This is a genomic window from Sphingopyxis sp. UBA6723 (genome assembly GCF_002454115.1).
Lineage (GTDB): Bacteria > Pseudomonadota > Alphaproteobacteria > Sphingomonadales > Sphingomonadaceae > Sphingopyxis.
In genome coordinates this window covers 1-11,704 of sequence record NZ_DKIH01000006.1, presented here as the reverse complement: position 1 = coordinate 11,704, position 11,704 = coordinate 1, and the positions used below count along the sequence as shown (strand labels likewise).

Sequence of the window (11,704 nt, the reverse complement as noted above, 5' to 3'; positions counted from 1 at the left end):
ATCGCTGCGCGACAGGGAGGATTGTTCTCACCGGAACGTCGCCTGCCCTGCGCCGTCGATGTTGAGCTTCTGGCCTGAGCAGTAGGAATTCGCATCGCTGACAAACCACACCACCGCCGCGGCGACATCCGCAGGGACGGCGACGCGGCCGAAGGGCATTTTGGCGGCGAGATGCTGGATGTCGTCTTGGCCGGTGATCGCGCGCGACAGTTTTTCGCCCATGTCGCTGACTGTGAGTGCCGGGGCGACGATGTTGACGCGGACGCCGTTTCTCAGCTCCTCTTTGGCGAGGGTGAGCGCGAAGGCTTCGCCTGCCGCTTTTGCCATCGTGTAGGGCGCGCCGTTGGGCGAGTTCACATAGGTTGCGATGCTCGAAATGACGATGATATCGCTGCGGGCGTGGGTGCGCAGCTGCGGCAGCGCCAGGCGGCTGAGGCGGTGCGGCCCCGCGGCGTGGACGGCGAACAGTTTGTCGACCTCCTCGGGGCTGGTTTCGGCGACTGCCCGACCGCGGCTCGCAATCCCGGCATTGTTGACCAGGATCGACATCGGCCCGAAGTCGGCCTCGACCGCGGCGACCATTGCGGCGCAGGCGGCTTCGTCGGTGACCGACGCCTGATAGGCCTTCGCCTTGCGACCCAAGGCGGTGATCGCGGCGACGGTTTCGGCAGCGGCCTCTTCGCCGCGCGTATAGTTGACCGCGACGTCGGCGCCCGCTTCGGCAAGGCCGATCGCGATGCCGCGCCCGATGCCGCGCGAGGCGCCGGTCACGAGCGCGACGCGCCCTGCAAGGTTCATGTCGGCCATGTCGCTCTCCCTAGTTCATCAGTTCGTTATAGATGTCGTCGTCGCTGCGGCTCGCGGCGTTGCGCCACTTGGGCGCGGTCTTGCGGTTGAGGACGGTGCCGTCGGTATCAAGGATCGCCACGGTGGGTGTGCCTTTGATCTTTTTGAAGCCGAAGCGTTTGGGCACGTCAGGATTACGGCCCCAGCCGCGGATATGCGGCATCCCAATGTCGGCATAGACGATCTCGTAGCGATCACGGACGGGGGTGAAGCGGTCGGTGGCAATCAGGTTGGCGAGCCAGGCGCTGTCGTGACAGCCTCCGGTGCCCATGACGAGGAGGACGGGTTTCCCCGACGTCTTTGCCGCAGCGAGCGCGGCGTCGATCGCGGGCATCGGGTCGGCAATGAAGGCGGTGCTTTTATACGCATCCTCGACGCCGGGGAGCGTGCGTGGTTCGGCGGCACCGGCGGGCGGTATTGCGAGCATTGCGGCAGCGAGGGCGAGGGTAATCGGGCGCGTCATGACTGGACGATAGGTTTCGGATGACGTTTCCGTCAACGTCAGATAGCCTTCGCGCCATGAGCTGGAAAAAAGAGATCGACGAACTGGCCGCGCGGCGTGGGATGGCGGAGAAGATGGGCGGCGCGGAAAAGGTCGCGCGCCAGCATGGCCGCGGCAAGATGGATGCGCGGGCGCGGCTCGCCGCAATCGTCGATGCGGGCAGCTTTCGCGAGATCGGCAAGATTGCGGGGCGCGGCACCTATGGCGCCGATGGCGAACTCGAAGACCTTGCTGCAAGCAACTTCATTTTCGGTCGTGCCAATATCGACGGCCGGCCGGTGGTTGCCAGCGCCGACGATTTCACCGTGCGCGGCGGCGCGGCCGATGCGGCGCTGCACCGCAAGTTCGTGCAGTGCGAAGCGATGGCGCATGAATATCGCCTGCCGCTGATCCGCATGATCGACGGCACCGGCGGCGGCGGGTCGGTCAAGACGCTGGAGGATATGGGCTATACGTATATCCCGCATGTGCCGGGGTGGCATGAAATCATCGCCAATCTCGACACAGTGCCGGTGGTGGCGTTGGCGCTGGGGCCGACGGCGGGGCTGGGCGCAGCGCGGGTGGTTGCGAGCCATTACAGCATCATGGTGCGCGGGCTGTCGCAGCTGTTCGCGGCGGGACCGGCGGTCGCGGCGGCAATCGGCGATACGCTCGACCGCGAGGAATTGGGCGGCAGCGATGTGCATACGCGCAACGGCGTCGTCGATGATGAGGTGGCGAGTGAGGCCGAAGCCTTTGCGGCGGCGCGGCGGTTTTTGTCGTATCTGCCGTCGTCGATCCATGGTCGCGCGCCCCGCACCGAATGTAGCGATCCGGCCGACCGGCGCGAGGAGAGCCTGTTGTCGGCGGTGCCGCGCGAGGCGAAGCAGGTTTATGCGATGCGCCGCGTTTGCGACGCCGTTTTCGACCGTGGCAGCTTCTTTGAAATGGGCGCGCGCTGGGGGCGTGCGGTGATCACCGCGTTCGCGCGGCTCGACGGCTATCCGGTCGCAGTGCTCGCGAGCGACCCGTCGTACCTCGGCGGATCTTGGGACGCGAAGACAAGCGAGAAGGCCGAGCGTTTCGTGAAGCTGGCCGACCAGTTCCGGCTGCCGATCGTCCATCTGGTCGACAATCCGGGCTTCATGATCGGCGGCGAGGCCGAGCGGACGGGAACGATCCGCTACGGGGTGCAGGCGATGAACGCCATCTACCGCGCGAGCGTGCCGCTGGCATCGGTCGTCGTGCGCCGGGCATACGGCATCGCGGGGAGTGCGATGTCGAACGCCGAGCGCTTCCAGTATCGTTTCGCGTGGCCGTCGGGCGACTGGGGCAGCCTGCCGATCGAGGGCGGGGTCGAGGTTGCGTACAAAAGCGAGCTCGAGGCGGCGGAGGACCCGGCGGCGCATCTGGAGGCGATCAGGGAACGGCTCAATCGTGTGCGCTCGCCGTTCCGGACGGCGGAGAAATTCGGGGTCGAGGATATCATCGACCCGCGGGATACGCGGCCGTTGTTGTGCGAATTTGCCGAGCTGGCGTGGCGGGTTTTGAAATGACATATCCCTCCTCGTCATCCCGGACTTGATCCGGGATCCATTTGCGCGATGTCGCTTGGATCCCGGATCAAGTCCGGGATGACGAAAATGGTGGAAGGAAGCCTATGACCGGCGCGCGCCACTACGGCATGGACTGGCTGCGGATCGCGGCGTTTGCGCTGCTCATCCTCTATCATATCGGCATGTATTTCGTGCCGTGGGGCTGGCATGTGAAAATCGCGCAGCCGCTCGATTGGGTGACGATCCCGATGCTCGCGACGAACGGCTGGCGGCTCGCGCTGTTGTTCCTCGTGTCGGGTTATGCGAGCGCGGCGCTGTTTGCGAAGCTGGGCGGTAGCGGCGCGTTCGCGCGGTCGCGGAGCGTGCGGTTGCTGGTCCCGCTGATCTTTGCGATGATCGTCATCATTCCGCCGCAACCCTGGATCGACCTGGCGGGGCAGCACGGCTATCCGCACGGCTTCCTGCATTTCTGGCTATATGATTATTTCGGTTTCCAGTTCATCGACGGCATTGCCCTGCCGACCTGGCAACATCTGTGGTTTGTCGTGTACCTCTGGGTTTACACGATGCTTGCGGCGCTGGTGATCGCCGTCATCCCGGGGACAGCCCGCGCGCAGGTTGCCGACGGGGCCGCACGGCTGCTGCACGGGTGGGGGCTCCTCTTCGTGCCGATGCTGCTGTGGATCGCAATTTACGCCGCCTTTCCCGATCATGACGAGACGCATGCGCTGTTCGATGACGGACCGTCGCATCTTCACTATCTGGTCGCGTTCACGATCGGCTGGCTGCTGCGCGTGGGCCCCGCGTTGTTCGAGGCGGTGGGGCGTAGCTGGAAGCTAGCCGCGGTGCTGGCGGTGCTCGCCTTTGCGCCGATTGCCTGGGTTGAATGGACATGGCCGGGCGACATCCGCGCCCCCGGCTGGGCGATCCTGCTCTATCATCTGGCTCGGCAAGTGCAGGGGTGGGCGACGATCATTGCGCTGTTGGGGGTCGCTGACCGCTGGTGGAACTACGACCATCCGCGGCGCGCGATGCTCGCGGAGGCGGTGTTCCCATTCTACATCATCCACCAGACGATCATCGTCGTCGTCGGCTGGTACCTGCTCGGGGCCAATGTCGCCGCGCTGCCGTCCTTCCTGATCCTGCTCGCGGCGACGGTGACGGGGTGCTGGCTTTTCTATTGGATCGGGCGCAGCATCGGCTGGCTGCGACCGCTGATCGGATTGCAGCGATTATAGAGGGAGGCATCATGGGTGCATTGAAAGGCGTTCTCGCGATCGTCGGGGTCGCGATGATATTGGTCGGCGGGCTGTGGGCGCTGCAAGGGCTCGACATCGTGCGCTGGCCCGCGAGCAGCTTCATGCTGGGCGACACGACGTGGACGCGTAATGGCGTCGTGCTGGCGGTGGTCGGCATTTTTCTGGTCTGGTTCGCGCGCAAACGCTGACGACAATGGGGGCGGCGGTGGCGCGCTCGACGCCGACCGCCGCTCACCGCCTATTTGCCGAGCGCGAAGCTGGTCGAGGACAGGAATTTCCAGCCGGTGCCGCTGCGCACCAGCGTTTCGACGATCGCTTCCTTGCCCCAATCGGGTTTGTCGGTGCCGCGTTGGGTAACGATGGTCAGCGCATAGGTGACGACCGCGGTGTCGCCACTCAGCGAGATTGACTGCGGGCTCAGTTCATATTGCACGACTTTGCCTTGGCTGTTCTGGAACTTGGTCCAGCGCACCGCCGAATCCTTGCCGCGCGGGGCGGCGAATTCGGCCGACCACACGACCATCTGCGGGTCGGCGTAGTTGGCGGGCCATTTACCGTTCTGCGCGACATCGTCGGCCCAGCTTTGCTGGACGACTTTCCACGCTTCGGTCTGTTCGGCCGACCAGGTCGGCATCTGGGCGCTGGCGGTCGGTGCCATCGCCAAAACGAAAAGGGCCGCCGAAGCGGCAAGCAGCTTGTTGCGCATGATCTTTCCCCTGTTGATGTCGGTGCCCGTTGCGGGAAACCGACTCGTTCGCAAACGTGCGAACCCGGTGCGGCCCGGGGGGCAGGAGAGCATGATCGGCCGAGCGTGGCAAACGACCAGAGGGGGTAGGCGCTACCCGGTGCCGGTCAGCCGGTTTCGGCCAGCGCGTTCAGTGCGGCGCCATCGACGCGCATGACGGTCCATTCGTCCATCAGCCTGGCGCCGAGGTTCTGGTAAAAGCCGATCGCGGGCGTGTTCCAGTCGAGCACGCTCCATTCGAGCCGCGCGCAATCGCGGTTGACGCACAGTTGGGCGAGGTGCGCGAGCAGCGCCTTGCCGAGCCCCGATCCGCGCGCTTCGGGGCGGACGAACAGATCCTCGAGATAGAGGCCGGGGCGTCCTTCGAAAGTCGAGAAATTGTGGAAGAACAGCGCGAAACCCTGCGGTTCGCCGTCGAGTTCGCCGATCACCACCTCGGCATAAGGGCGCGGCCCGAACAGCTTTTCGCCGAGCGTCGCCTCGTCGAAGCGAACCTCGTGCGCCAGCTTTTCATATTCGGCGAGATCGCGGATGAACTGCGCGATCAGCGGCAGGTCGGTGGGGGTGGCGGGGCGGATCGAGAGGGTCATGTCCGCCCTGTGTCGCGGTCCGCTTTCGCTGTCAAACCTCCAGCTTGTGGAGCGCGCAACTGTTGGCGAAGCCCAGGCCGCGCTTGAGCGCCGGATAGGCAGTGACGGTCGCGGCGGTCAGCGCCATTTCGAAGCGTATGGTGCGCCCGTAGAGCATTTCGATCTGGGCGCCATGCGCGTCGGCGGCGGGGTCGTGGCTTCCGACCGCGGCACCAAAGGCAAAGGCTTCGGTCAGGTCGGCGGGCGGATCGCTGGCGAGCAGGCGGTTGACGATATCGCGTGCGACGCCATCGCCGAGTGCACTTTCGGCGGCGATCAGCGCGCAGGGGCCGCAATCGGCGGCGAGCGTCGCGCCGATCCGCGCGGCATGAAAGGCATCGGCGGGCGCCGCGTGGCGGTGCGCGGTGACGGGCATGAAATGCTGGAATTTTTCGGCGGCGTGGCCGGGCGCGGCGATCAGGTCGGGCAGATAGGGGCTGTTGCCGCCGGTCGCCTTGTCGGCGGCGCGCGCGAACAGGCGCGCGGGGATGCCCGCGGGGGCGATCCGCTGGCGCGCGAACAGGATGGTCAGCGCCACGATGACGAGCAGTGGGTGGCCAAGCACCCCCGGTGCGTCGGCCCAGAAGGTCGCGGGGCCGCAGATGCCCGCGATCACTTCATAGACATGCAGCAAACCGTGGAGCGTCAGCCACAGCCCGCCGACGACCGCGGCGCGCCAGCGCAGGATCGGATGCCCGGCGGCATAGAGCAGGATCAGCCCCGAACCGACATAGGCCAGGGCGATGTCGCGGATAAAATGCGCGTTCGGCGGCCCGGTGGTGATGACGGTCGGGATGAAGACATACCAGGCGAGCGGGTCGACCAGCATGAAGCCGCCATTGGCGATCGCGCCGACCGCCGCGATCAACAGCAGCAGCTGGACGAGCCGGTCCAGCGCATCGAATTGTCCCAGCATTGCCCATCCCCTCGCATGGTGTCGCGCGGTATTTAGGCGGCAGCAGCGGGGCTGTAAAAAGCTAAGTTGTACCGGTCGCAGGTGCCTTTTTGCCCTTGATCCCTGCCGCTTCCTCCAGCTCGACCAGGGCATCTTCCAGATAGTCGATCAGCCGTTGGACATGCGGAACGCTGCGGCGGCAGGCGGTGATGCCGAAATCGATATTCTTGTTGTTCGACACCTGCGTGATGTTCATCGCCATGCCGTCGACCGGGATGCTGGCGGGATACATGCCGTCGAGACGCGCGCCGTTCCAGTAGAGCTGCTCACGCGGGCCAGGGACGTTCGAGATGGTGACGCTATAGGCCGGGAACTTGTCGGCGGTGCGAGTGAGCGCGGTCAGCATCTGCGGCATCTGGGTGATCGCGGTATAGATCTGGATCTGCTGCGCGGTCATTTCGCGCAGCTGCGCCTTGGCGGCGTTCATCGACGCCTGGATCGTCGCCATCCGCTCCGCCGGATCGTCGATATGCGTCGCCAGATTGGCGGTGACTGCGGCGACCGAGTTGGCGGCGTCGATATCATCTTTCGGCCGGATCGACACGGGCGCCATGGCTTTCAGCGGCTTGTCGGGCAGCTCGTTCAGCGATTGCAGATATTTGCGCATCGCCCCTGAGCACATGCCGAGCACGGCGTCGTTGATCGTCCCGTCATAGGCCTTGCCCATCGCACGCACCCGTTCGAGCGACCAGCTTTGCGCGACGAAGCGGCGGGCGCCGGTGATGTTGCGGTTAAAGCTGGTGCGCGGCACCGACCAGGGCGTCGTCAGGTCGCTGCCGCCCATGCCGAACATCGCGGCGGCATATTGGTTGAGCGCCTTGGTCACCCCGACGCTGTTGCCCCATTGCTCCTTCAGGAAACCGCCGATGGCTTTCAGGTCGGTGAGGCTGGGGGTCGGCGGCTTTTTCGGCGCCGGGAATTTGCGCTTATACGCCTCATAGGCTTCGACCGACATCGGCGAATAGCTGCGCTTTTCCTTGGGATCGGCGCTCAGCATGGCGTTGGTGAAGTGCATCGACGATGCTCCGTCCATCAGCGCGTGGTGGATCTTGAAATAGGTCGCGATCTGGCGATCGGGCAGGCCCGAGATCAGGGTGATTTCCCACATCGGCCGGGTGCGGTCGAGCAGGGTGCCGTGCAGGCGCGAGACCAGCTCGAACATTTCGCGATAGCGCCCGGGCTTGGGCAGCGCGGCGCTGCGGACATGGTAATGCATGTCGATGTCTTTGTCGGGGACGAGGCGGATCGGGCCGTATTGGCCAAGCGGGGTGAGTTTGAGCACCTCGCTGAACGGGCGGCGCAGCCCTTCGGACTGGCGCAGGTTGGCGAGTTGCGCGTTCAGCCACTCGGTCTCGTCGACCTTGTCGGGCAGGGTGTACAGGTTGACCCCGCCGACGTGCATCGGCGTCTCGCGCGTTTCGGCGACGAGGAACATCGCGTCGGTCACCGGCATCAGGCGCATGGCGCGCTCCCCCTGTCCTTCTGTTCTGCCGCGCAGCATGAAAGGGGGGCGGGGGCGAGTCAAGCAGCGCTCCGGCCCGGTTGTCAGGGTGCCGTGGTTGGCAAGGGGATATAGACGCTGGCGCCCGGCCCGAGCGGCAGGTCGAGCGCGACCCAGCCGATCACCAGCGCAATGCCGCTGACCAGCAATCCGATCGAATAGGGCAGCATCGTCGCGGCGAGGCTGCCAAGGCCGAAATTCGGCTGCCAGCGCTGGCAGAAGATCAGGATCAGCGGGAAATAGACCATCAGCGGGGTGATGATGTTCGTCGCGCCGTCGCCGACGCGATACGCCGCCGTGGTCATTTCGGCGCTGATGCCGAGCAACATCAGCATTGGCACGAGCACCGGCGCCAGCAGCGCCCATTTGGCGCTGGCCGAGCCGATGAACAGGTTGAGTGCCGCTGTCAGCAGGACGATCGCCGCCAGCAGCACCGGGGCGGGCAGGTTGGCGGCGCGCAATCCGTCGGCACCATGTACCGCCAGGATCAGCCCCAGGTTCGACCAGCCGAACATCGCGACGAAATGCGCCGCGGCAAAGGCGAGGACCAGATAATAGGCCATGTCGCCCATCGAATCGCTCATCATCTTGACCAGATCGCGGTGATTGCCGATTACCCCGGTCGCGCGGCCATAGGCCCAGCCGGACAGAAGGAAGAGCAGGAAAAAGCCCGCGACCAGCGACTGGTACAGCGGCGTCAGTCGCGATTCTGGCGTACCCTCTTCGTCGATCAACGGCGTTCCCGGGCCAAGCGTGAAGAACAGCCAGAGTCCGATCACGAACAGGATCGCAAGGCCCGCGTGACGCAGGCCGCGCCGTTCGTTGTCGGCCAGCGGGCGGTCGCGCTCGCCGGGGTCGGTGCCGATCCCGGCAGGGACATAGGTGCCGAGGCGGGGTTCGATGATGCGATCGGTCACATACCAGATCACCGGCAGAAAAATGAACAACATCGCGGCAATGAAATACCAGTTGCCCGCGATATTGGCCTGAAAGTCACCGAACACCGTCTCGACCGCCGCCTCCGTTATCCCGAACAGCAATGCGTCGAGCTGGCCCGGCAGCAGGTTGGCCGAAAAGCCGCCGGAAACGCCGGCAAAAGAGGCCGCGATGCCCGCGACGGGATGGCGCCCCGCGGCGTGATAAATGACCGCGGCCAGCGGGATCAGGACAACATAGGCAGCGTCGGCGGCCAGGTTGCCCATCATCGCGACCAGCGCGACGATCGGCGTCAGCAGGCGCGGCGACGCGCCGCGAACGCTGGCGCGCATCGCGGTTCCGAACAATCCGGTGCGTTCGGCAACCCCCGCGCCTAGCATCACCACCAGCACATAGCCCAGCGGATGAAAGTGGGTGAAGGTCTTGGGCATATCGACCCACAATTTGGCGATGTTGGCGGGACTCAGCAGGCTGGTCGCCTCGATGACCTTTTTCGCGCCCGTTTCGGGATCGACTTCGGTCGGATGGATCGCCGACCAGCCGACGGTCGCGGCCAGCACAGATATCAGCACCAGCGCGCCGACCAGCCACAGGAACAGGACGACAGGGTCGGGCAGGCGGTTGCCCACCCGTTCGATCCATCCCAATATGCCGCTGGTCGCGGTCGCGGCGGTGGCATCGGGCGATGTGGACATGAAAACTCCCTTGCGGTTCGGCTTGTCGTTCTGGCCGGGCCGATTATAGCCAGCCGATGGCGAAGCTCTACTTCTATTATGCCAGCATGAACGCAGGCAAATCGACCACGCTGTTGCAGGCGGATTTCAACTATCGCGAGCGCGGCATGGAAACCATGCTGTGGACCGCAGCGCTCGACGATCGGTACGGCGCCGGACAGGTCACCAGCCGTATCGGCCTGATCGCCGAGGCGCATAAATTCGATCCCGACAGCGACCTGTGGGCCGCGGTCAATGCCGAGAATGCCGAGCGCCCGCTCGCCTGCGTGCTGGTCGATGAGGCGCAGTTCCTGACGCGCGCGCAGGTGCTCGATCTCGCCCGGCTGGCCGACGAAAGTGGCATCCCGGTGCTCTGCTATGGCCTGCGCACCGATTTTTCGGCCGAGCTGTTTCCCGGCTCTGCGGCGCTGCTCGGCCTTGCCGATGCGCTCGTCGAACTGAAAGCGGTGTGCGAATGCGGGCGCAAGGCGACGATGAACCTGCGCGTCGATGAGACTGGCCGTGCGGTGGTCGAGGGCGCGCAGACCGAAATCGGCGGCAACGACCGCTATGTCGCGATGTGCCGACGGCATTTCATGGCCAAGCGCCGCGAAGCCGCGGCGGCGCAGACCAAGGCTTGAACGGCTGTATGTCGATCTCGCCGATGGCGACCTGAAACTCGTCAAACTGGTCGAGGCGGGGCGCGCCGATTGCAGAGGCTGGACCGGCTATGTGCGGAGTACCGGGTTATTTGGTGCGCTTGCCGGGGATTGGCGCGACGGCGCATAGCTGGCCCGGATGGGCGTGCTCCTGATCTTCAAGGTGCTTGGGTGGCTGGCGTGTACGGCGGCGACGTTGGTCATTGCTGTACTGATCGACCGCTTTGCGACACAGCGACGGTGGGGGCGAACCGCCCGTGCGCTGTGGACCGCATTGCTTGCCGGTCATGCGGTAAATCTTTTGCTGTTCTGGAGTCCATTCACGCTCGATCCCCACCAATGGCTTCTCTATGGCGGCGCGCTGGCCGCGGCGGCGCTGGTGCTGTGGCCGTTCGCGCGGCGCCGTCGCCGGTCAGCGTGAGTTCAGGCGGCGCACGCTAAGCGAGTCGCCATGAAGAATCTCGCTCTCTCCCTGGCCGCCGCCTTGCTTCCCCTTTCCGCTGCGGCGGCCAACGAGCCCGCCCCCAATTCTGCCGACGCGCCGCGCGAGTTCGGGGTCGAGGCGAGCATTGCTTTTCCGAGCGACAGCTCGATCCGCAACTGGCAGGCCGATCGCGGCCGCGGCATCTGGATTCAGGATCGCCAGCGTGCCTGGTATTACGGCACCTTTGCCGGATATTGCCGCGACGTCGATTTCGCGCAGGCGATTGGCGTCGAAACGCGCGGTGCGGGTCGGCTCGATCGCTTTTCATCGATCTTGGTGCGCGGTGAGCGCTGCCCCTTGACCTCGTTCGTCACCTCCGCCGGGCCGCCGTCGCGGCGCGATAAATCGAAGGACATCATGGGCGAAAAGCCCGGCGCAAATTGACAGCGGGTCGCCCGTGGCCGTAGCGGGCGCGGATGAACGGCTGGATCATCCTCGACAAACCTTTGGGGCTTGGCTCGACGCAGGCGGTCGGCGCGGTCAAGCGCGTGTGCCGCGAGGCGGGGCTGGGCAAGGTCAAGGTCGGCCATGGCGGGACGCTCGACCCGCTGGCGTCGGGGGTTTTGCCGATCGCGCTGGGCGAGGCGACGAAGTTGTGCGGGCGGATGCTCGATGCGAGCAAAATCTATGCGTTTACGATCGCGTTCGGGACCGAGACCGACGGGCTTGATGCCGAGGGCGAAGTTGTTGCCAGCAGCGATGTGCGGCCCACGCTCGCTGAGGTCGAGGCGGTGTTGCCGCGCTTTACCGGGGCGATCGAGCAGGTGCCGCCCGCTTACTCGGCGATCAAGATCGACGGCCAGCGGGCTTATGATCTGGCGCGCAAGGGTGAGGCGGTCGAGATGAAGGCGCGGTCGGTGACCATTTTCTCGCTTCGTCATGCCGGACTTGATCCGGCATCCATGGCAGCGCCGGCGGAATGGACCCCGGATCAAGTCCG

The 11,704-nt window shown here is 65.4% G+C and carries 14 protein-coding genes; 7 read left to right on the top strand and 7 right to left on the bottom strand.

The window, feature by feature from the left end:
- Positions 1–27 precede the first annotated feature (27 nt).
- Entirely contained in the window at positions 28–807 is a 780-nt protein-coding gene (locus B4F07_RS03520; RefSeq protein ID WP_293697626.1) for an SDR family NAD(P)-dependent oxidoreductase, read from the bottom strand.
- 10 nt (positions 808–817) lie between these two features.
- Complete coding sequence (locus tag B4F07_RS03515) at positions 818–1,309, bottom strand: thioredoxin family protein (protein ID WP_293697624.1); 492 nt, start codon at positions 1,307–1,309, stop codon at positions 818–820.
- A 56-nt stretch (positions 1,310–1,365) separates the two neighbouring features.
- Between B4F07_RS03515 and B4F07_RS03510 the strand changes: the two genes are divergently transcribed.
- From B4F07_RS03510 to B4F07_RS03500, 3 genes are all read left to right on the top strand, one after another.
- Positions 1,366–2,883, top strand: coding sequence for an acyl-CoA carboxylase subunit beta (locus B4F07_RS03510; protein WP_293697622.1), 1,518 nt, complete (start codon positions 1,366–1,368; stop codon positions 2,881–2,883).
- Positions 2,884–2,987: 104 nt separating this feature from the next.
- A complete protein-coding gene (locus B4F07_RS03505; RefSeq protein ID WP_293697620.1) occupies positions 2,988–4,121 on the top strand; it encodes an acyltransferase family protein in 1,134 nt (377 codons plus the stop codon).
- An 11-nt stretch (positions 4,122–4,132) separates the two neighbouring features.
- A complete protein-coding gene (locus tag B4F07_RS03500) occupies positions 4,133–4,330 on the top strand; it encodes a hypothetical protein (RefSeq protein WP_088440462.1) in 198 nt (65 codons plus the stop codon).
- A gap of 50 nt (positions 4,331–4,380) precedes the next feature.
- Here B4F07_RS03500 and B4F07_RS03495 read toward each other — a convergent pair whose 3' ends face one another.
- The 5 genes from B4F07_RS03495 to B4F07_RS03475 form a co-directional block, all read right to left on the bottom strand.
- Positions 4,381–4,848 (bottom strand): nuclear transport factor 2 family protein, encoded by a 468-nt coding sequence (locus B4F07_RS03495; protein WP_293697615.1) that lies wholly within the window; start codon positions 4,846–4,848, stop codon positions 4,381–4,383.
- A 146-nt stretch (positions 4,849–4,994) separates the two neighbouring features.
- On the bottom strand, positions 4,995–5,477 hold the full coding sequence (locus B4F07_RS03490) for a GNAT family N-acetyltransferase (RefSeq protein WP_293697613.1): 483 nt from the start codon (positions 5,475–5,477) through the stop codon (positions 4,995–4,997).
- A gap of 31 nt (positions 5,478–5,508) precedes the next feature.
- Positions 5,509–6,432, bottom strand: coding sequence for a hypothetical protein (locus tag B4F07_RS03485; RefSeq protein WP_293697611.1), 924 nt, complete (start codon positions 6,430–6,432; stop codon positions 5,509–5,511).
- A gap of 61 nt (positions 6,433–6,493) precedes the next feature.
- Positions 6,494–7,933 carry a WS/DGAT/MGAT family O-acyltransferase gene (locus B4F07_RS03480; protein ID WP_293697609.1) on the bottom strand — a complete coding sequence of 480 codons (1,440 nt, stop codon included), beginning with the start codon at positions 7,931–7,933 and terminating at the stop codon, positions 6,494–6,496.
- 83 nt (positions 7,934–8,016) lie between these two features.
- A complete protein-coding gene (locus tag B4F07_RS03475; RefSeq protein ID WP_293697607.1) occupies positions 8,017–9,603 on the bottom strand; it encodes an AbgT family transporter in 1,587 nt (528 codons plus the stop codon).
- A 56-nt stretch (positions 9,604–9,659) separates the two neighbouring features.
- Here B4F07_RS03475 and B4F07_RS03470 point away from each other — a divergent pair, with 56 nt between their 5' ends.
- The 4 genes from B4F07_RS03470 to truB form a co-directional block, all read left to right on the top strand.
- Positions 9,660–10,262: a thymidine kinase gene (locus B4F07_RS03470; RefSeq protein ID WP_293697605.1), complete on the top strand. Its 603-nt coding sequence runs from the start codon at positions 9,660–9,662 to the stop codon at positions 10,260–10,262.
- Positions 10,263–10,419: 157 nt separating this feature from the next.
- Positions 10,420–10,701, top strand: coding sequence for a hypothetical protein (locus B4F07_RS03465; protein ID WP_293697603.1), 282 nt, complete (start codon positions 10,420–10,422; stop codon positions 10,699–10,701).
- A 30-nt stretch (positions 10,702–10,731) separates the two neighbouring features.
- Complete coding sequence (locus B4F07_RS03460) at positions 10,732–11,148, top strand: DUF6491 family protein (protein ID WP_293697601.1); 417 nt, start codon at positions 10,732–10,734, stop codon at positions 11,146–11,148.
- 32 nt (positions 11,149–11,180) lie between these two features.
- On the top strand, positions 11,181–11,704 hold a 524-nt coding region (truB, locus tag B4F07_RS03455; RefSeq protein WP_293704538.1), incomplete at its 3' end, for a tRNA pseudouridine(55) synthase TruB.

Bases quoted from the DNA above. Each gene is read 5' to 3' on its own strand.
- B4F07_RS03520 (WP_293697626.1), bottom strand. From the start codon at position 807: ATGGCCGACATGAACCTTGCAGGGCGCGTCGCGCTCGTGACCGGCGCC.
- B4F07_RS03515 (WP_293697624.1), bottom strand. From the start codon at position 1,309: ATGACGCGCCCGATTACCCTCGCCCTCGCTGCCGCAATGCTCGCAATA.
- B4F07_RS03510 (WP_293697622.1), top strand. From the start codon at position 1,366: ATGAGCTGGAAAAAAGAGATCGACGAACTGGCCGCGCGGCGTGGGATG.
- B4F07_RS03505 (WP_293697620.1), top strand. From the start codon at position 2,988: ATGACCGGCGCGCGCCACTACGGCATGGACTGGCTGCGGATCGCGGCG.
- B4F07_RS03500 (WP_088440462.1), top strand. From the start codon at position 4,133: ATGGGTGCATTGAAAGGCGTTCTCGCGATCGTCGGGGTCGCGATGATA.
- B4F07_RS03495 (WP_293697615.1), bottom strand. From the start codon at position 4,848: ATGCGCAACAAGCTGCTTGCCGCTTCGGCGGCCCTTTTCGTTTTGGCG.
- B4F07_RS03490 (WP_293697613.1), bottom strand. From the start codon at position 5,477: ATGACCCTCTCGATCCGCCCCGCCACCCCCACCGACCTGCCGCTGATC.
- B4F07_RS03485 (WP_293697611.1), bottom strand. From the start codon at position 6,432: ATGCTGGGACAATTCGATGCGCTGGACCGGCTCGTCCAGCTGCTGCTG.
- B4F07_RS03480 (WP_293697609.1), bottom strand. From the start codon at position 7,933: ATGCGCCTGATGCCGGTGACCGACGCGATGTTCCTCGTCGCCGAAACG.
- B4F07_RS03475 (WP_293697607.1), bottom strand. From the start codon at position 9,603: ATGTCCACATCGCCCGATGCCACCGCCGCGACCGCGACCAGCGGCATA.
- B4F07_RS03470 (WP_293697605.1), top strand. From the start codon at position 9,660: ATGGCGAAGCTCTACTTCTATTATGCCAGCATGAACGCAGGCAAATCG.
- B4F07_RS03465 (WP_293697603.1), top strand. From the start codon at position 10,420: ATGGGCGTGCTCCTGATCTTCAAGGTGCTTGGGTGGCTGGCGTGTACG.
- B4F07_RS03460 (WP_293697601.1), top strand. From the start codon at position 10,732: ATGAAGAATCTCGCTCTCTCCCTGGCCGCCGCCTTGCTTCCCCTTTCC.